19 protein-coding genes and 2 tRNA genes are annotated in these 18,493 nt (G+C 37.6%); 9 read left to right on the top strand and 12 right to left on the bottom strand.

What is annotated here, in order from left to right:
• Positions 1-16 precede the first annotated feature (16 nt).
• Both MJO53_RS10310 and sppA read right to left on the bottom strand, forming a co-directional pair.
• A complete protein-coding gene (locus tag MJO53_RS10310; protein ID WP_224835405.1) occupies positions 17-724 on the bottom strand; it encodes a queuosine precursor transporter in 708 nt (235 codons plus the stop codon).
• Positions 725-759: 35 nt separating this feature from the next.
• Positions 760-2,520 carry a signal peptide peptidase SppA gene (sppA, locus tag MJO53_RS10305; RefSeq protein ID WP_252079024.1) on the bottom strand — a complete coding sequence of 587 codons (1,761 nt, stop codon included), beginning with the start codon at positions 2,518-2,520 and terminating at the stop codon, positions 760-762.
• A gap of 69 nt (positions 2,521-2,589) precedes the next feature.
• Between sppA and folK the strand changes: the two genes are divergently transcribed.
• Positions 2,590-3,732 carry a 2-amino-4-hydroxy-6-hydroxymethyldihydropteridine diphosphokinase gene (folK, locus tag MJO53_RS10300; RefSeq protein WP_252079023.1) on the top strand — a complete coding sequence of 381 codons (1,143 nt, stop codon included), beginning with the start codon at positions 2,590-2,592 and terminating at the stop codon, positions 3,730-3,732.
• Between the two features lie 113 nt (positions 3,733-3,845).
• On the opposite strand, the gene MJO53_RS10295 is transcribed toward folK, so the two are convergent.
• A complete protein-coding gene (locus MJO53_RS10295; protein WP_224835408.1) occupies positions 3,846-4,385 on the bottom strand; it encodes an RNA methyltransferase in 540 nt (179 codons plus the stop codon).
• Positions 4,386-4,532: 147 nt separating this feature from the next.
• On the opposite strand from MJO53_RS10295, the gene mutS reads away from it, so the two are divergent.
• The 6 genes from mutS (at position 4,533) to MJO53_RS10270 (ending at position 9,728) form a co-directional block, all read left to right on the top strand.
• Positions 4,533-7,115, top strand: coding sequence for a DNA mismatch repair protein MutS (gene mutS / locus MJO53_RS10290; RefSeq protein WP_252081240.1), 2,583 nt, complete (start codon positions 4,533-4,535; stop codon positions 7,113-7,115).
• 74 nt (positions 7,116-7,189) lie between these two features.
• Positions 7,190-7,262 (top strand) — tRNA-Gly (locus tag MJO53_RS10285).
• Positions 7,263-7,318: 56 nt separating this feature from the next.
• Positions 7,319-7,403, top strand: a tRNA-Leu gene (locus tag MJO53_RS10280).
• A 319-nt stretch (positions 7,404-7,722) separates the two neighbouring features.
• Positions 7,723-7,923, top strand: coding sequence for a helix-turn-helix domain-containing protein (locus MJO53_RS16990; RefSeq protein ID WP_108244864.1), 201 nt, complete (start codon positions 7,723-7,725; stop codon positions 7,921-7,923).
• Positions 7,924-7,926: 3 nt separating this feature from the next.
• Complete coding sequence (locus MJO53_RS10275) at positions 7,927-8,331, top strand: hypothetical protein (RefSeq protein WP_252079022.1); 405 nt, start codon at positions 7,927-7,929, stop codon at positions 8,329-8,331.
• A 167-nt stretch (positions 8,332-8,498) separates the two neighbouring features.
• On the top strand, positions 8,499-9,728 hold the full coding sequence (locus MJO53_RS10270; RefSeq protein WP_252079021.1) for a hypothetical protein: 1,230 nt from the start codon (positions 8,499-8,501) through the stop codon (positions 9,726-9,728).
• Positions 9,729-10,017: 289 nt separating this feature from the next.
• Here the strand turns inward: MJO53_RS10270 and MJO53_RS10265 are convergent, their stop codons facing one another.
• The 3 genes from MJO53_RS10265 to MJO53_RS10255 form a co-directional block, all read right to left on the bottom strand.
• Positions 10,018-10,335, bottom strand: a complete 318-nt coding sequence (locus MJO53_RS10265; protein WP_252079020.1) for a hypothetical protein — start codon at positions 10,333-10,335, stop codon at positions 10,018-10,020.
• A 290-nt stretch (positions 10,336-10,625) separates the two neighbouring features.
• Positions 10,626-10,871: a helix-turn-helix domain-containing protein gene (locus MJO53_RS10260; protein ID WP_252079019.1), complete on the bottom strand. Its 246-nt coding sequence runs from the start codon at positions 10,869-10,871 to the stop codon at positions 10,626-10,628.
• 21 nt (positions 10,872-10,892) lie between these two features.
• Entirely contained in the window at positions 10,893-12,392 is a 1,500-nt protein-coding gene (locus tag MJO53_RS10255; protein ID WP_252079018.1) for a P-loop NTPase fold protein, read from the bottom strand.
• 173 nt (positions 12,393-12,565) lie between these two features.
• Between MJO53_RS10255 and MJO53_RS10250 the strand changes: the two genes are divergently transcribed.
• On the top strand, positions 12,566-14,011 hold the full coding sequence (locus tag MJO53_RS10250) for a DUF4041 domain-containing protein (protein ID WP_252079017.1): 1,446 nt from the start codon (positions 12,566-12,568) through the stop codon (positions 14,009-14,011).
• A gap of 13 nt (positions 14,012-14,024) precedes the next feature.
• Here the strand turns inward: MJO53_RS10250 and MJO53_RS10245 are convergent, their stop codons facing one another.
• The 6 genes from MJO53_RS10245 to MJO53_RS10225 all read right to left on the bottom strand — a co-directional run bounded on the left by MJO53_RS10245 (position 14,025) and on the right by MJO53_RS10225 (position 17,163).
• Complete coding sequence (locus MJO53_RS10245; RefSeq protein ID WP_252079016.1) at positions 14,025-14,546, bottom strand: hypothetical protein; 522 nt, start codon at positions 14,544-14,546, stop codon at positions 14,025-14,027.
• A complete protein-coding gene (locus MJO53_RS10240; protein ID WP_252079015.1) occupies positions 14,543-14,752 on the bottom strand; it encodes a hypothetical protein in 210 nt (69 codons plus the stop codon). The genes MJO53_RS10245 and MJO53_RS10240 overlap by 4 nt, the downstream gene beginning before the upstream one ends.
• A gap of 25 nt (positions 14,753-14,777) precedes the next feature.
• A complete protein-coding gene (locus tag MJO53_RS10235; RefSeq protein ID WP_252079014.1) occupies positions 14,778-15,263 on the bottom strand; it encodes a hypothetical protein in 486 nt (161 codons plus the stop codon).
• Positions 15,264-15,275: 12 nt separating this feature from the next.
• The gene (locus MJO53_RS10230; protein WP_252079013.1) at positions 15,276-15,698 is read right to left on the bottom strand and encodes a hypothetical protein; all 423 of its coding nucleotides are present in this window, start codon (positions 15,696-15,698) and stop codon (positions 15,276-15,278) included.
• 196 nt (positions 15,699-15,894) lie between these two features.
• Positions 15,895-16,029 (bottom strand): hypothetical protein, encoded by a 135-nt coding sequence (locus MJO53_RS16955; RefSeq protein WP_286037764.1) that lies wholly within the window; start codon positions 16,027-16,029, stop codon positions 15,895-15,897.
• A gap of 18 nt (positions 16,030-16,047) precedes the next feature.
• The gene (locus tag MJO53_RS10225) at positions 16,048-17,163 is read right to left on the bottom strand and encodes a tyrosine-type recombinase/integrase (RefSeq protein WP_252079012.1); all 1,116 of its coding nucleotides are present in this window, start codon (positions 17,161-17,163) and stop codon (positions 16,048-16,050) included.
• A gap of 531 nt (positions 17,164-17,694) precedes the next feature.
• Here MJO53_RS10225 and MJO53_RS10220 point away from each other — a divergent pair.
• Positions 17,695-18,462 carry a collagen-like protein gene (locus tag MJO53_RS10220; protein WP_252079011.1) on the top strand — a complete coding sequence of 256 codons (768 nt, stop codon included), beginning with the start codon at positions 17,695-17,697 and terminating at the stop codon, positions 18,460-18,462.
• Positions 18,463-18,493 lie beyond the last annotated feature (31 nt).

Below are 18,493 nucleotides of genomic sequence, written 5' to 3'. Positions count from 1 at the left end.
AATTAAAGGAGAAGCATCAATCCAAAGAAATTTCCTCTCCTATTTTTAAGTTAAATCTTTTTCTCATCAGATATACGAAAAAATAGAGCAAAGGGGTGTCGAGAAGGGCTATCATCATTTTAAAAATTACCCCACTAATGAGTAATCCATAAAACTTGTCCCACGGCAGTACACCAAAAAGGCACAATAGCCCTACTACAGTGAATGTGTCTATAAATTGAGAAGAAAATGTTGAGAAATTATTACGGAGCCACAACATTTTCCCTTTGGTCAGGCGTTTCCAAAAGTGATAAATGGTAATATCGATATACTGTGCGCCCAAGTAAGCCAGCATGGATGCCAAAACCCCTAATGGGGACAGGCCAAAAACGGTGGTAAAAGTGGCATTGTCCACCGGTGAGCTGGGAATGGCACTGGAGTAGTTGGCCACTAAAATTATCGCCATGGAAAAAAACGAAGCGAAAATTCCTGCGGTGACCACTTGATTGGCCTTTTTTTGACCATAGATCTCGGAAATGAGGTCTGTGATCAAAAAGGTTATCGGGTATGGCAAAATACCTACCGAAAGTTCAAAAAGTGGTGCACCGAATACGGAGACATCCCCAAAAGGGCTCCAAGAGAAAAATTTTTGAAAGATTAAATTGGATACCACCAAAGAAGTTATGAACATTGCTCCTAAATACAGATAAATGGAAAATGCCTTCTTCTTGTCTTTTTGCGTCATATATGGTTAAAGTTCCGTGTGGTACTGTTTAAATTCTATTTAATGTTTAGGCTGAAAGGCATCTTAGCCTGAATTCCCTCTTGTTTGGTAAACTCTTTGAATTCTTTTATTACCTGATAGGCTTCGGTACCGATTTCTTCCTGTATAATGGACTCCCCGATCTTAGATTTAACCGCACCATAATCTTCCATAAACTGCTCGAATCCAGATTTATACTTGGGGTACTTTCGTACACCGTAATCGCTTAATCCGGCCATTTCTGCCGCTGCAGCAATGGCGTCCTCCAAGTTACCAAGTTCATCCACCAATCCTAGAGCTTTCGCATCAACACCGCTCCAGACCCTGCCTTGCGCCACCTCGTTCACCTTTTCTACGGGCATGTTCCTACCTTGCGATACACGACTTAAAAAGGTTTGGTAGGTTTCCTCGATACTTTCCTGCATTACATTTCGGAACGAGTCCGACATGGGCTCAAAAAAGGAATAATCCACAGAATTTGCGTTGGTACCCACCTGCTCTGCGTTCACCCCTATGTTTTTGGCCAATTCGTGCATATTGGGTATAGTTCCAAATACTCCAATGGAACCCGTAATCGTGGTAGCCTCTGCAAAAATTTTATCCCCTGCCACACCTATGTAATATCCTCCTGATGCGGCAACGTTTCCAAAGGAAACCACCAAAGGCTTTTCCTTTTTGGCCAATTGCATTTCGCGCCAAATGATATCGGATACCAATGCGCTTCCCCCTGGAGAATTTACACGCACCACTATGGCTTTTATATTCTCATTGTCCAGCGCTTTGTGCAAGGCGTCCACGATCAGTCCCTGACCAATATAATCCCTGCCGCCCTCGCCACCAAGAATTTCGCCTTGAGCGTAAATCACGGCTATTTTATCGGAACCTGTCTTCAGTTTCTTTTTGCTGGAGTTTTGAATATAATCTCTTAATCCCACATACTCCACCTCATCGTCTTCCTCAACACCTATTTTCTGCTTGATCAAGTTTTCGTATTCATCGTAGTGCAATGCTCCATCCAACAATCCGGAAGCAATTGCATACTGAGGTGTTCTACCCCCGAGTGTGTCGGCAATTCTATTTAAGTTTTCTGGGGCAATATTTCTGGATTCCGAGATATCCTCCACCATAATATTCCAGATGGAAGTTATCAGTTCCTTGATCTGTGTACGGTTTTCATCGCTCATGGTATCGGAAAGAAACGGTTCTACCGCACTCTTATATTTTCCATGGCGAATTACTTCCATTTTTATTCCTGATTTTTCCTGTAGCTCTTTGTAAAAAAGCACCTCGGTGGACAATCCCTTAAAATCGACCACACCTACGGGGTTTAAGTACACTTCGTCCGCAGCGGTCGCCAGATAGTAATCGCGTTGGGCGTACACATCGGCATGTGCCATAACAAATTTTCCATTCGATTTAAAATCGATAAGTGCATTTCTTATTTCCCTTGTCTGCGCCATCCCGGCCTGTAAAAAACCAGTAGTTAAGCTAATTCCTTCGATATTAGCGTCATTTTTGGCAACTTCTATGGCATGAAGGATCTCATCCAGTCCAAACTCCTCTGTCCATATAGATGCGAAAGGATCGGTTTCATCCTTTCCCGTATAATCCATAATGGGTGCCACAAAACTAATTTCCAATACGGAGTTCTTTTTTACCAAAACACCGTCTTCCGCACTGCCTACGAGCACCATAAAAATAAAGAACATGCCCACCACGATCATAAATGCCACTAAGCTTCCCAAAATAGAAGCAAGCAGGTTTCTCAAAAACTTCATGCAATAAAATTTAATACACTTCAAATATAACCATTGTAGTAATGTTTTGTTTACTTTGTTTCTTCGATTATGAACAGAAAACAAAAGGTATATCTTTCTTTGGGCAGTAATATGGGCAATCGCCTTGCTACGCTACAAAAAGCCATTTTCCAGATTCAGGGAAAAACGGGCAAGATATTGGATATTTCCTCGGTCTACGAAAATCCTGCCGTGGGGTTCGATGGCGGTGATTTTTTCAATATTGTTGTATCCTTACTTACCCCGCTGGAACCCAAAGAACTACTGGATGCACTTTTACAGATCGAAGAGGATTTTGGCAGAAAACGAATGGACAGTGGATATAGTTCAAGGACTTTGGATATCGATATAATATACTATGGTGCGGAAACCATAACCAATGAAAGTCTGGTGATTCCCCACCCGCAAATGCAGCACAGAAAGTTTGTTTTAAAGCCACTGAGCGATATTGCCCCCCAATTCTATCATCCGGTCCTAGAAAAGGATACCCGAAATCTTTTGCAGGAGTGCAGGGACAAGAGTGAACTTACAAAGACCAAACACAAACTTTTTAAAGATAGGAGCGGGCTTTTTTCCCAGCTACAATTAATTGCCATAGAAGGCAACATTGGAGCGGGCAAAACCACTTTGTCCAAGATGATATCCAACGATTTTAATGCCAAGCTGGTTTTGGAGCGTTTTGCGGACAACCCATTTCTGCCCAAGTTTTATGAAGACCAGTCCCGTTATGCTTTTCCATTGGAAATGTCGTTTTTGGCGGATAGGTACCAGCAATTTATGGACGATACTTCCCAATTTGACCTGTTCAAGAATTTTATGGTGAGTGATTACGATATATTCAAATCCCTGATTTTTGCGAAAGTGACCCTGCAAAAAGAGGAATATAATCTATACCGAAAGGTTTTTAGCTTTATGTACAAAGAGGTTAAAAAACCAGAGATCTATCTCTACCTCTATCAAAATACCGAACGGTTATTGGCCAACATTAAAAAAAGAGGTCGCGATTATGAGCAGAAGATAGACCCTGCCTATCTGGAAAAAATCAACAGAGGATACTTGGACTTTATTAAAAGCCACCCGAGCCAAAACAGTGTGATCGTAGACATGGGCGAACTGGATTTTGTCCACAATCCAAAGGATTATGAATTTATTTTGGAAAGATTGGAAGACAATATACTTTCAACAAAGATTTAAGAGAATTTTTAGAAAAAGTTTGGATATAACGAATGGTTTTATTTTATTAGCAACCTCAATTCGAGAAACTAACTAACTCAGACTTATATATGGCCCTGTTTTTCAGGGCCTTTTTATTTGGACCGATTTTGTTTGGACCAAATATCCCATACCGTAATTCCCGCACTCACCGATATATTTAACGAATGTTTGGTGCCAAATTGTGGTATTTCCAACACCACATCGCTCATGCTCACTACCTCTTGCGACACCCCTTTTACCTCGTTTCCAAAAATCAGGGCAATGGTTTTACCTGTTTCAACAGTAAAATCATTAAGCATTGTTGCATTTTCTGCTTGCTCCACAGCTACCAGTTGCACACCGTCCCGCTGTAATTCCGCTGCCAGTTCCCCAGTATCCTTTCTGTATTCCCAATCTACACTTTCGGTTGCTCCCAATGCCGTTTTCCGAATATCCTTGTGCGGCGGAGTGGCGGTAATTCCACAGAGGTAAATTTTTTTCACCAAAAAAGCATCTGACGTACGGAATACGGAACCAATGTTGTTCAAACTGCGAATATTATCCAAAATAATAATGATGGGCGACTTTTCCACTGCTTTAAAACCATCGATATCCAATCGGTCCAGTTCGCTATTTTCCAGTTTTCGATTCATTTTTTAAACATTGGGGTAAAAATATCAACAAAAATTTTTGATGGGCAGCGAAAACAATATATTCGTTTTTAACCCAATTTTGGGCAAAAGTAACAGAATTAAATCGCTTTGGCAGCCAAGAAAAAGATAAAGAAGGTTACTCCGCTGATGCAGCAGTACAACGCCATCAAGACAAAACATCCTGATGCCCTGTTGTTGTTCCGTGTCGGGGATTTTTACGAAACGTTTGGGGAAGATGCGGTAAAAGCCGCCAAAATATTGGGGATTATTTTAACCCACCGGAACAATGGAGGGGACAAAACGGAACTGGCCGGATTTCCCCACCACTCCTTGAACACCTATTTGCCGAAATTGGTAAAGGCCGGGCAACGTGTGGCCATTTGCGACCAATTGGAAGACCCCAAACAGACCAAAAGCATTGTAAAACGTGGCGTAACCGAACTTGTCACTCCCGGTGTTGCCCTGAACGACGATATTCTCTCCGCAAAAAGCAATAACTTTTTGTGCGCCGTGCATTTTGGGCGAACAAAATTAGGGGTTTCTTTTTTGGACATTTCCACAGGAGAATACCTAACTTCCGAGGGTTCGGTGGAGCAAGTGGACAAGTTGCTTCAGAATTTTTCGCCAAACGAAGTTCTGGTATCCAAAAAGCACAGAAAGGAATTTGCGGATTGCTTTGGCAACCATTGGCACAGTTTCTTTTTGGAAGACTGGATTTTTCAGGAGGATTACGCCCAAGAGAGCCTCAACAATCATTTTGGTACAAAAAACCTAAAAGGTTTCGGCATAGATCACCTTACCCACGGCATAATCGCCTCCGGAGCGGTTTTGCATTATTTGTCCGAGACCCAGCACAGCCGACTTCAACATATCAACAAAATACAGCGCATTGCAGAAGAGGAATATGTATGGATGGATCGATTTACCATTCGGAACCTGGAACTTTACCACTCTTCCCACCAAAATGCCGTAACCTTATTGGATATTATCGACAGGACCATTTCCCCCATGGGGGGACGACTCCTAAAGAGATGGTTGGCCCTACCCTTAAAAAACGTTGACAAGATCCAACAAAGGCATCAGGTAGTCGCCTATTTAAAGGAAGAAGACGAACAACTTAACCGGATTCAGGGATACATCAAACAAATGGGAGATTTGGAACGATTGATTTCCAAATTGGCCACGGGCAAAATCAACCCAAAAGAAGTGGTCCAACTCAAAAATTCGCTGGAGGCCATAGTTCCCATCAAACAACTATCCGAAAAGAGCACCAACGAATCCTTAAAACGGATCGGGGAACAATTGAACCATTGTGAAGGACTCCGCTCAAAAATAAAAACAGTGCTCAACGAAGAGGCTCCGGTAAACATTGCCAAAGGCAACACCATTGCCCAAGGTTACTCAGAAGAACTGGACGAACTGCGAGGTCTTGCCTTTTCCAGTAAGGATTATTTGGATAAAATGTTGGAGCGAGAAACCAAGGAAACCGGGATCACCTCCTTAAAAATAGCATCGAACAACGTGTTTGGTTACTATATAGAAGTAAGGAACACCCATAAGGACAAAGTACCCGAGGGCTGGATTCGCAAACAGACCTTGGTCAATGCCGAACGCTATATTACCGAGGAGCTCAAAGAATATGAATCCAAAATATTGGGAGCCGAGGAACGGATCTACCAATTGGAGCAACAACTTTTTGATCGCCTTTTGGTTTATATGCAGGAATATATTGCACCGGTACAGTACAATGCCCAACTTATCGCGGAACTGGATTGTTTGTCCGGGTTTACACAATTGGCAAAGGAAAACAACTATGTAGCCCCTTCGGTGAACGATTCCACTACATTGGATATTAAGGAAGGGCGCCACCCTGTTATTGAAAAGCAATTACCAATCGGCGATGCTTATGTAACCAACGATGTGTTCCTTGATAGGGAAGAACAGCAGATCATTATGATAACGGGACCCAACATGAGCGGTAAATCTGCTTTGTTACGACAGACTGCCCTTATTGTTCTTTTGGCACAAATGGGAAGTTTTGTTCCCGCAACAGAGGCTACCCTGGGTGTTGTGGACAAAATATTTACCCGAGTAGGTGCCAGTGACAATATTTCCATGGGCGAGTCCACTTTTATGGTGGAAATGAACGAAACAGCCTCCATTCTGAACAATCTATCGGAGCGCAGTTTGGTCCTTTTGGACGAAATTGGTCGAGGAACCAGTACCTACGATGGAATTTCCATTGCCTGGGCGATATCGGAATATTTGCACGAGCATCCCGCCAAAGCAAAGACCTTATTTGCCACACATTACCACGAACTCAACGAAATGACCAATATTTTTACCCGAATAAAAAACTACAATGTATCGGTTAAAGAACTGGAAGATAATGTGCTTTTCCTTAGAAAGTTGGTGCCCGGCGGGAGCGAACACAGTTTTGGAATCCATGTGGCCAAAATGGCCGGCATGCCGCAACAAGTAATACAAAAGGCCAATAAAATCCTGAAAAAGCTGGAAAAAACACATTCCAGTGAAGAAATAAGCGACAAGCTACAGGTCACCCAAGATGAAATGCAACTCAGCTTCTTCAATCTGGACGACCCTTTGTTGGAAGAGATCAAGGAGGAAATCCTGCACTTGGACATTGATACTCTGACACCTGTGGAAGCTTTGATGAAATTAAACGAAATCAAACGCTTGTTGAGCAAAAAGAAAAAAGTTTCTTCCTGAAAAAATTCTTTTATTTTAATAGAATTGTTTTAAATTTGCATCCGCGCTTGGGAAAAGTGCAAGTTCTTTTAAACGCGAAAATAGCTCAGTTGGTAGAGCATCACCTTGCCAAGGTGGAGGTCGCGGGTTCGAATCCCGTTTTTCGCTCGATTTCGACTCCGCTCAGTCACCACGGGTGGAGTTTTTTTTTACATACAAGTCCTGCTCGAGTGGTGGAATTGGTAGACACGCCGGACTTAAAATCCTGTGGGCATTTTGCCCGTGCGGGTTCAAGTCCCGCCTCGAGTACACAAAAACCCTGTAGACCTAGTGTTTATAGGGTTTTTTGTTTTTGCTTCCTTGCAATTTCCTTGCATTTCTAAAAAAACTCCTTAGACCTATCAATTTGACCAAGACTTTTGATGCGTCCCTGTTTCAATTCAAAATGAATTATTTCTCCTTTTTTAGTACTGTTAAAATCCCAGAGTTGTTACAATTCATAATATGTATGAAACATATTTTTATACTGACATTCCTAAATGATATAAGTATGTAACACATTTTGCACTAACGTGTTGCTACTTGCCAGATGCTTGTTCGAGCATAAGTTTACCTCAGATTTTAAAAAATGTTCGACATGAATTTCAACAAAACTTCAAATCAAAAAAAGGTCTTTGTAACTAAAAAAGAGGCTGCAGAACTATTAAGATGTGATCAAACTTCGATTGATCGCTGGGCCCGGGCCGGAAAATTTCCCAAATATGGAATCGGAGGGAAAATTTTATTTCGGCTGTCCGATATAATGGATTCATTGGTTAAAATAGATTAGGCTATGAACACTTATAACGGAAAAACATTCGTACAAATCACTTATCATAGAATCGCCTTGTCTGGTGGCACCGCAATTTATAGTTACGATGATGGTTTAACAATATTTGAGCCCTATTTAAAAACCACACGCGATACAGGGAAATCAAAAGCCAAATGGGTGAGGCATTGGTTATCCGAATCCAAGGATCCTTATGATTATGACCAACCAACCACGGGAATGTTCAATAGTGGGGAGCCCCGATTTATGTACGGTGATTTGAACCAAAAAAAGGATTTGGTCATTTTTGAACTATGGGAGATGGGGAACGTTTTAAAAATCTATTTCTTTCCAAAGTTCTACCCCAAGAACGCTAGGGGTTTCACCAAGAAATTTGCTATCAATCAATACGAAAGAAAAGGGGACTAAGTTTATTAGCCCCCTTATCAATTTTGTTCAAAAATGTTATCAGCATAGACAACGGAATAAAGATAATGATTGATTACGTTAAAATGATAATTACCAACATGGAGTCCATAAAAAAAATTTGGACCAACCCGTTGCTTCATTTTAAAAGCGAACTTTTAAAAGTCGAATTGAATACTGGTGAAATACTAAAAACCGAAACAAAGAATTATGAGGGTATTGAATTCATTTTAGTGCCTCATTCACCGCAAAAATCAGAAGAGGGAACTGAACGCTTAGAAATACGTTTTAAGCCTCACTATTGGTTCAATAATGACCAACACAACGCAAACGACTTCACGCCTTACCAAGCAATTGATACAATTCAAAGGTTCATAAACCTTTTTAACATACATCATCTTGATCATTTCAAAGTTGTGAATCTTGAATATGGCCTAAACTTTATCCTAGAAGGATATAGCAAAGAATTGATTTCCTTTCCAATCTATCATATCAAAAATGAGTTTAATCGCGACAAAGAAAATTATTACAGCAAAAAGGCTTACTCAGTAAATAAAAAGGGTAAAGCAAACGACAAGTATCTACTTTTAAAATTCTATTCAAAGGGTTTTCAGTATCCAGAATATTGCCATGAGGACACTCTTCGTTTTGAAGTTAAAACTAAACGCTCAAAAAGAATAAACCCATTGGGCATATTTCATCTAGGGGATTTATTGAACATCGAACCATACTATAAAATGAAGGCTGATATAATTGCGAATGCGAGAATGGTGTTGATCATTGACCCAGAGCCCAGTCTAAAAAATTTAAACAACAGAGAGGCAAACAAGTTAAAGGAGTACTCAAACTCTTCCTTCTGGTTCAACACCCTCAATCAAAAACGACCCAGCGCATTCTACGAAAAAAAGAAAACCTATTTAAGTTACTTGGACAAATCAGGCAACAACCTCAACAAAAAACTCATAGAATCGATTGAAGATAAATTAAACACACTCTTTGACGAAAACCGTATGATTTCCGCACCCCTAACCAAAAATGAAAACCGTATAGTTTCCCCTATGTTAAAGGGAGAAATCATACCGGTTTCACATTCTAGAATCTGCCCTATAACTGGCTTATCCTTAGAACACGAAAAAGAAGGTGCAAAATACGCCCTAACGACTACCTTTAAACAACTCCGCAAAAACAATCCTGAAAGGTTTGCTGAGGTTTGTTCTTTACTACTTTCTAGAACAAATGGAAATAGACCCAAACACAACCCAACGATAATTTCTCACTTAACCAAACAAGTCAGGAATGGAATAACCAATTCAAATCAATCCAGACAAATAGGCTACAACAAAAAGAAACCGCCAAACAACCAATTAGGGATTTTCCCTTCAGAAGAATCTTCCGATTAAAATAAATGGTTGTGAGTATTGGATGCAAACCATAGTTGCTTCACCAAAGAGACTGATAGGAACGGATGCAAAAAACCCAAAAAAACCTAACCCTTAAAACCTAATCAACCCCCGTGGGGTCGAGAAATCCGATTTTCCTAAGATGGAAAAAACCATATTATCTGTATTACCTCCCAAGGGTACTATTGCGTGAAAACTACTTTACATTAAATGCTACATTCAAATAAGGGCCTTGTAGTTGTGATACGAACAGAATCGTATTAATAACCTCTCTTTTTGAAAAGCAATATTAATTATCGATTACCTCTATTTGGTATCTTTGCTGCTTAAATTCACCGCCATCAACTTTGTAAAGTTTCCCATCCGAATCAAAGTAAAAAAACTTTGTATCTGTTTTAAATCCGGACCACGCATCATAATCATTCATTCGATATACAGTATATCCAGATTCCATAGCCTCTAACTTAGACTTTCTTTTTGTCAAAGCCTTAAAGTCTTTTATCGGCATTCCAATATAAACTTTGCTTGAGGTGTGTGATGCCTGGTTATAAGTGCCAGCGCATGAAAGTAGTACAACTGCAATAAAAAGTAGAGTAATTTTTTTCATAAACAAAAAACCCCACATTAGAGCGGGGAATTACAATGTACAAAAAATAATGTTTTTCCGACTTTTGAATCAAATTAGATTCAGGCCTTTGATATGAAATACAGGACATATCTATTGCATTTATAATAAATCGGGAAAGGCCATTATAATTGACCTCAAACTACTTATTAACAAGCAATTAACCGTGATTGATCAAGCCTGATCAGTATAGTTTGTTTAATGCTGGGAACAATACATATATATCAAACGTATTGCACGAAGTTGCTTTTTTGGGACTGTTGAGGTTGTACTCATCCGACTGGCTGCGCGTGTGTGTCCACGATCACCAATTTGCAGCCCATTTCTTCAAGCAATTTCAAAAGGGAATTGAGGGTAATGTTTTCGGCTTGGCCCCTCTCGATTTTACTGTACCATGTCCGTTGCACCTTTGCAAACTTTGAGAATTCCTCTTGACTAATGTTATTGTCCTTTCTCCATGCTTTTAAATAGGTGGCCACATCCTGAAAGTTTGATACAGTTATCTCGGTATTTCTCATTATTAACTTATAAATTAATCTTTAATCTAATAATTTCTTTTCAAGAATAGATTTATATGTGTAGCCAAGAAAATTATTTAAATTAGGATAATAATTTACGTCTACTGAGCCATTAGAACTTATGGTTAAATCCTTTGCACTCCAATATTGGTTGATTGCTAAGGTATAATTAATATGTACATTCAAATCCTTTAATGAAAAACCTCTCGTATGTTGTTCCCCTCTTAAATTCTTTCCTTCTTCAACAATGCGGTTTAAATCTATTAACGGAATAAGCATTTTAAGCATGTCAGATTGTTTTTGATCTGGAAATTCATCATTCTCAATAAACCTAATGTATTCCATAAAATCCATAACCCTTTGCCTACCTTCGAAAATATTCTCCAATAAATAATAGACTTGTAATGGTGGAAACTGGTTTGTGTGCCATGTACTAAAATCCCTAAGCGTCAATTGTTTGTCTAACGGTTTAATGGAGTTGATATCAAACTGCAGCAATCTTCTAAGACTTAAATGTTTTGAATTAATCCCTATACGTATCAACTGATGCATTAGTTGTTTAAATTTTGGCCATAAATACCGCCTATCAAACTGCTCAATAAATGCTTGAGTTATTTGATTTATATTTTCTCGATTATCATAATTGTATATTCTATTTGAGTAAAACTTATTGATGTAACCATTAAAATCGGTCTGTTCTCCATATTTATGTCTGTAAATACTTTCAAGGTTTTCTACATCACACACTAAAACCACTCTATCAAATCCAAATTTATTTTCTTGTGGACTTTCAATATCAAAATGAGCAGAAAAAATATTTAGTATACGGAAAATATCATTTGGATCTAGTCTATCTAAATCATCAATTACTAAAACCGTTTCTTTATTCGATTTGTCTTCTTCTCTTTCTTGGGTCTCATTTTTACTAATTACCTGTACTAATTCTTGAATCAATTGTGTAGTTGCATTTCTTTCATAAAGCCCCCCAATTACATCAGTATGGCCAGCGAAATTTTCTTTAATCAAAGTTAAATCCGGATTCTCCTTAAGTTTACTTTTATATTCTGTACCGGGTTTGAGTTTATTAACCACCTTTAGTAGGTTGGTTATCCCTTTAACTAAAAAGTTTTCATCCTCCAATCCTTCATGTGCTGCAGTCACATCACTAAGACCTTCAATGAGTGTAGGAAATATAATCCCTAGCCTATCCAAAATTAAATATTCAGCGAGTAATTTGTTGTCCAGTTCGATTTCATCAAAAGTTATCTCGTTCCTATTAAGTATTTCAAATAGGATATCAACCTTTATTAACTCAAATATGTCCTTGTTAGAACCGATTGCATAATTCACTGGCTTGATGTGTATCGATGCATATTTATCATTCTTGACCTCAAAGAATTTGTCCAAAAACCAAGTTTTCCCTGTCCCATAAATACCTGAAAACAAAATCCTATGATTTCCTTCTATATTAATGTGTTTCTCAAAATCATCAAAGGGGACTTTTAAAGGATCAATTTTCATCTCTTACGAATTATAGAATCTCTTTAAAATTAAAAAAGTTACTACTACTTTCTTCTCATAATTAAATTAATGACAAATGGGGAATTCGACTATCTGTAAAATCAAGTTTATAGACCAAACTTAAATTCAACTTAACGATATAAATCTTTCGGAAAAAACCCTAACATAAACTTTTGCAAGTCTTTAAGTCTTTACCTACTTTTAAAAAACTCTCCCGCCTTTTTTATAAACCTCAACTTCAACCAATCATTTATATGGATTTATTCAATAAGAAAAAAGTAAAATTGCTTTCAGATGAATTACAGAAATGCATCAATGAAAAAGATTCGATTTTATCTCAAAAGGAAGAATTACTCTCAAAGTATTCTAAAATCATTGATCTTGAAAAGGAGGTTGAGACCATCATTTCTCATATAAATGATTTAAAAAATAAAAGGAACGAATTATCAATCAAATATGATCAAGGCAAAAGATTATATGATGAGTTAATTGAGGAAACTAAAATTTATGAAAGTAAACTGGACTTAATCTCTTATGGACATTATGACCCAATTTTTGATTTTCAAGATTCAGAAACGTACAAAAAACATATTGAGGAAATTAAAAGAGCCCAAAAACATTACATTCAGAATGGATTGGCAATAGAATGCTTTACAACTTGGCATGTGGATGGTAATCTAAAAAAGGGCCAAGCAATGATTAATAAACAAATGAAACTGATGTTGCGAGCTTTCAACAATGAATGTGACGTACTAATAAGCAAGGTAAAATGGAACAATATTGAAACAATTGAAAAAAGAATTCAAAAGTCATATAATGCGATTAATCGCCTAGGCAAATCTAATAATATCGAAATAGTGGACACCTTCCTAACTATGAAAATTGAAGAGTTAAAGTTAACTCATGAATACAACCTTAAAAAACATGAAGAAAAAGAAGCACAAAGAGAAGAGAGGGCAAGAATAAGGGAAGAAGAAAAAGCCCAAAGAGATTTTGAGATAGCAAAAAGAAAGGCCGAAAGAGAAGAGGCGTTGTATCAAAAAGCACTAGAAAAGACAAAGCAGGATTTAGGCCTTGTCAGTGGAGAAGAATTAATAAAACTTCAAAACAAGATTTTAGATTTAGAGAATAACCTTAAGGCTGCTCATGACCAGAAAGAGAGGGCTTTATCCATGGCACAACAAACTAAATCAGGTTATGTCTATGTAATTTCAAACATTGGTTCTTTTGGGGAAAATGTTTATAAAATTGGATTAACTAGAAGGTTGGAGCCATTGGATAGAGTTAGAGAACTAGGAGATTCATCAGTCCCATTTACTTTTGATGTTCATGCGCTTATATTTTCAACTGATGCTCCGGCATTAGAGAATCAACTTCATCAAGTTTTCAAAGAAAAAAGTGTTAACCTCATAAATTTTAGAAAAGAGTTTTTTAGGGTCACTTTAGAAGAAATTGAAAATGAAGTGAATAAAATCGTAGACAAGAAAGTTGAATTTATTAAACTAAGTGAAGCGCAAGAGTTTAAAGAATCAATTAGCATTAGAGAATCTTGGGTAGAACAAAATCAAATTGAAGAGGTAGAACATAAATTTCCTAAGCATCTATTTGATGAGGAATGAAACCTTAAAAACCTTATAATGTGCGACACATAGCATCAACAACATGAAAGTTTCCTTCCGGGTCTTTTAGTACGTTTCTAGGGTGTAGGTCAGAAACAAGGTATTTACCATTGTAATAGGATTCCGGTGTCCGTTGTTCAAAACCAAGAGATTCCATATAGGCTTTGATTTCGGATGGCTCCGCCTTGGCTGCTTCGGCAACATACTTTTGTTTAAATACTGGCTCCACATAAGGTGTTCTAGTCGGGCCGTTGTCCAATCCAGTAAACCCCACAAACTCATAATTGTTGGCTGGGAAAAGTAGATTGTGAATAGCAATCCCCTCAAATAGATTTGAAATAAAATATTTGGAGTTTGCCAAATTGTTTGATTTAAAAATCATTCCTGTTTCCTCATTTAGCACCAGCGTATTTTCATATCCACCGCGCATCGGGATTTTGCCCAAAGAATAAAAATCATCAATCCATAGTTTGTTATGCCTTGCAAAATCAAGGGCTGCCCATTTTTCCAAATCCTTTTCTCCCAAATTATTCAATCGTTCCGCGCGTTTATTATTTGCCTCTCTTTTTCCTTCTCCCAATCTATTTCGGAGGGATTTAAGGAATTCAGATATTCCCCTTTGGCTTGTTCGCTTTTCCTGTGGTTATCGTTTAGGTATTGAGAATTGATCACATGATTTTTCTTAAAATTATTCAAGTGTACCTTTATTTTGGCTCTATGTGTTTCAGTTAAGTTGGACATTCGACCTTTTTTACTCATTATCTTTCTATGGCTTACTGTAATACTTTCTTCTTATTGTTTCCAAAGTGTGATTATCTCCAATCTGAAAATTTTCATGTATCAACTTAATGAATTTACCCACTGGATAATCCTTAAAATAATCCTTTCTCAATTTTTTTAAATCACGTAAAAACTCGTACTCGTCATCTCTTGCAATTTGCACTTTCCTCGGTTCATCAGAATACTTTTCTACCTCGTTTACAAATTTCTTAAAACCGTTCTCCCCACCAACTAAGTGCCCAAAATCATTTGAAAGAACTTGTAAAACCTTGTGGCAATTCCTGAATGAAAGATTATTCTTTCTAACAAAGTTCTGGTATGGCTTTAATCTCCATTCGTAGCCCGAGTTATCATAACATTCATTTTTGAAAATATTGATTATTGAAATGATTAAATCCAGATCAGATTCAGACAGTTGAATATCTCCCTCTTTTCTTAAAATTTTGAAACACTCTTTATTGCTGTTGACCATTGCTGTGATTGATTAATTGAGGGTTCTAAGTCTGCCTTGCTCGATTATCCATTTTCTATCTGCTTCAACTTCTTCCGGTGTCATATTGGCCCAGCGCTTTTTGAAGTATGTACTGATAATATCATGCTTTTTCATTCTTTGTTCTTCCTGTCTAATCCGTGTTGCTAGACTGGCCGCGGCTCTATAATGAAATTGTTCATGGTTGATTTTCCACCTAAAAAGCACGTAAAGGCGATATTCGTAGTTTTCTAACGCTTTATCTATGATTTGGTGATAAAGAGTGTCGAGTTCCTTTTTGGTCAATGTGATCCAGTCAAATGAATTATAATCACTATTCGGATTTTTCTGATTGTGTATTTTGAAACTCTGACCTATTTGCTCGTCTATTTTTTTCCAAGAAACTGGCTGCTCTTGCCATTTGGCAATCTGTTTCATTGCCGCTTCGGAGTTTTTCCTGTGGGCCTCAGTCAAATACTTGGGCTCAGTTACTTTTTTACTCGCGAATGATTTAGTTTGTAAAGAATCTTTTGCAATATTAGATTTATCATTTTGCCCCTTGTATGTTCGGATTACCCATAAAATTGACCTTATGCAATAACGGGCTAGATTAATCAGAAACCTTTTGATTGATTTAATCATAATCACTATCGCGCGTTGCCATTTTAATTTCAATCTTGGTTAGTTCGATTTGAAGTTTTAGGGACAGGTTTTCTTCTTTGAGCTCTCTTAACCACTTTACTTGATTTTCAATTAATGTTTTCCTCATTCTTAAGATTATTTGAGATTATTCATTCACTGCTAATGGGGCTTGACGTTCTTTATATTTCTGCTCCAATATTTCACCAACAATCTTGGCATCCTTTAAATGTTCGTTTATCTGATAATTTTCCAGCATACGATCTGACTTATGCCCGGTTATTGTTCTAATCATTTGATTGTTGATAATATTCTTAGAATTGGTTATAAATGAATACCTTCCACAATGAAAGGTTATAAGTTGCCACTTGGGATAAATCCCCTCTACATTCAAACCGTTCTTAACTAATCTCTTTTCCCCTTTTGTTGGCTCATCAATTTCAGCAATCTCACAAACTTTCTTTACATAGTCGTTCAATTTTTGGTGTGAGATTGGCCGGGGAAAACCATCTGATAATAATTCCTTCACCTTGCCCACTATTGGAATAGTAACCATAATATTATCCCTATCCTGTCTCTGTTTAGTTGGCATAAACTGTAAAAACCGCATACCCTCGTATTCAACAATATTATCCTCATTGATTTTGTCCGTATCCGATATTCTAATTCCAATCTCACACGATAATAAAAGCCACTTACGGGCGTTTAGTAAATAATCTGAAACAATGTGTGCCTTCTCAATTTTTAGTAACTCCTTGGGCTCTAAATGAATCTTATGAGTTTTAACGGCCCTCTTGGTTTCAATACCATTTAATGTCTTGGATGCTTCAATACCATATTTATCCCGGGCATTCTTACAAACGGTTACAACATTCCTAAGTATTTTGTTTGCCGTGCTTTTTCCAAGGTTCAATTCATTTAGGAATCTATCAGCAAAAAAACCATCGATATCCTTGACCCTATATTTATCTTGACCTTGAAATATCTGAAACTTTTTTCTTGCATACTGATACTTTTTAATCGTATTTACTGCCTTCCCATCTTGTTTAAGTTTTTCAATATATCTATCGAAGGCACCTAATACACTATCATCTTTACCCGTTTCAGATGCAAGTCCAAAATAAACATCGATTGAATGCCCTAACCAATTCGAAGTAATTAATTCACCATTTAAAATACTTTGGTTCGCCTTGTTTTGAACATAAACCTTTAACCCTTCCAACTTGCTTTTGATTCCCTTTATTTCTGCATCTGCTTTCTGCAAAGGCAGTTTAGTTTTGTTCGACCAATTATTTCTACTAATGGTCAACCCAGTTTTTTTTTCAAACTGTGTTTTTCGGTCAATAGTTAACCGGCAATAAATAGATGCATTATTTGATTTGGAGCGAAGAAAGTAACTCAATGTGGCCATTTAAATAACATTTTTGAACAATGCCAATATACTACTTTCCTTGCACTTTCCTTGCGTTTCTGCATAGAAATACATAGATATGCATATTTCTACACCTTTGAAATTACATGAATATATTCTGTTTTTCAGTTATTTACACATATTATCCTTTAGAATCAAATGATTAAAAATTACAGGGTTATACTCCCGCCTCGAGTACAGAAATCCCTTTTAACTTATTGGTTATTAGGGATTTTTTTATTTTTAAATAATAAGTTACGTTTCTGCCATCCATCAACCCAAACTAGGTATACATCAATTCAAACACAGCAACCATCAATTCTACGTCCGTTGTTGGCTTTACATGCTTACATTTAAACATAACTAACTGTATACCTACTTCTTATGAAAAACTCTATTCTTATTAAATGTACATTGTTGATTTTATGCATTTCCTTTAATTCCTGCTTAGTCCAAGATGGGGAGGATGGTGTAGATGGGATTGATGGTAAAAATGGAATTGACGGAATCGATGGAATCGATGGCATAAATGGACAAGATGGTCAGGACGGCGCACCGGGAGCAACAGGACCACAAGGAGATCCTGGTAATGATGGGCAAGATGGTGCAGGGCTCGACCAAATGGCACAATATGGATCTATTACTATGAATTTGAATGGTACAAGACCAGATGATATGGCCTTTACTGACAATACTGAATTTAGATTCTTAGGCCTTGATGGTGAAGATTTCGTTGACTATAACATAGTAGTTCCAACAGTTATGGGTGTCGATACCCAATATTTCTTCAATTTCCGTAGGTTCTTAACAGCTCCCGATGGCACATACAACCCTACCTATTTTGACTGGGAAGTAACCATTACCAACCCTGGAGAAGCTACAGAAACAGTTGATTTAGTCGAAACTACCTTGAACAACTATGGTGTAATTGGTGAAGACAATAAATATTTTTTACTTGATGAGGGTTACGATTCTGATGGTGTTGGGATATCGAATATGCAACTGATCAATATTACATATGAATCCGAAAATGGCAATCATCTTTCTTTTTCCTATTCCTTTACCGTTGATGCCGCAAACAACGGGTCCGGCAACGAACTAAACGTATCGGGTGAAGTAGATGTCTATTTATTTGAACTAATAGAACCTTAATCGATAGCAATAGCCTAAAAAGCCCCGCACT

The organism is Flagellimonas marinaquae, from assembly GCF_023716465.1.
GTDB lineage: Bacteria > Bacteroidota > Bacteroidia > Flavobacteriales > Flavobacteriaceae > Flagellimonas > Flagellimonas alginolytica.
Note: the sequence above shows the minus strand (reverse complement) of the source record. Positions and strands in the feature narration are given on the sequence as shown.

What these genes read in the sequence shown, in the direction of transcription:
- MJO53_RS10310 (WP_224835405.1), bottom strand. Translation starts at nt 724, where the DNA reads ATGACGCAAAAAGACAAGAAGAAGGCATTTTCCATTTATCTGTATTTA.
- sppA (WP_252079024.1), bottom strand. Translation starts at nt 2,520, where the DNA reads ATGAAGTTTTTGAGAAACCTGCTTGCTTCTATTTTGGGAAGCTTAGTG.
- folK (WP_252079023.1), top strand. Translation starts at nt 2,590, where the DNA reads ATGAACAGAAAACAAAAGGTATATCTTTCTTTGGGCAGTAATATGGGC.
- MJO53_RS10295 (WP_224835408.1), bottom strand. Translation starts at nt 4,385, where the DNA reads ATGAATCGAAAACTGGAAAATAGCGAACTGGACCGATTGGATATCGAT.
- mutS (WP_252081240.1), top strand. Translation starts at nt 4,533, where the DNA reads ATGCAGCAGTACAACGCCATCAAGACAAAACATCCTGATGCCCTGTTG.
- MJO53_RS16990 (WP_108244864.1), top strand. Translation starts at nt 7,723, where the DNA reads ATGTTCGACATGAATTTCAACAAAACTTCAAATCAAAAAAAGGTCTTT.
- MJO53_RS10275 (WP_252079022.1), top strand. Translation starts at nt 7,927, where the DNA reads ATGAACACTTATAACGGAAAAACATTCGTACAAATCACTTATCATAGA.
- MJO53_RS10265 (WP_252079020.1), bottom strand. Translation starts at nt 10,335, where the DNA reads ATGAAAAAAATTACTCTACTTTTTATTGCAGTTGTACTACTTTCATGC.
- MJO53_RS10260 (WP_252079019.1), bottom strand. Translation starts at nt 10,871, where the DNA reads ATGAGAAATACCGAGATAACTGTATCAAACTTTCAGGATGTGGCCACC.
- MJO53_RS10255 (WP_252079018.1), bottom strand. Translation starts at nt 12,392, where the DNA reads ATGAAAATTGATCCTTTAAAAGTCCCCTTTGATGATTTTGAGAAACAC.
- MJO53_RS10240 (WP_252079015.1), bottom strand. Translation starts at nt 14,752, where the DNA reads ATGTCCAACTTAACTGAAACACATAGAGCCAAAATAAAGGTACACTTG.
- MJO53_RS10235 (WP_252079014.1), bottom strand. Translation starts at nt 15,263, where the DNA reads ATGGTCAACAGCAATAAAGAGTGTTTCAAAATTTTAAGAAAAGAGGGA.
- MJO53_RS10230 (WP_252079013.1), bottom strand. Translation starts at nt 15,698, where the DNA reads ATGAAACAGATTGCCAAATGGCAAGAGCAGCCAGTTTCTTGGAAAAAA.
- MJO53_RS16955 (WP_286037764.1), bottom strand. Translation starts at nt 16,029, where the DNA reads ATGAGGAAAACATTAATTGAAAATCAAGTAAAGTGGTTAAGAGAGCTC.
- MJO53_RS10220 (WP_252079011.1), top strand. Translation starts at nt 17,695, where the DNA reads ATGAAAAACTCTATTCTTATTAAATGTACATTGTTGATTTTATGCATT.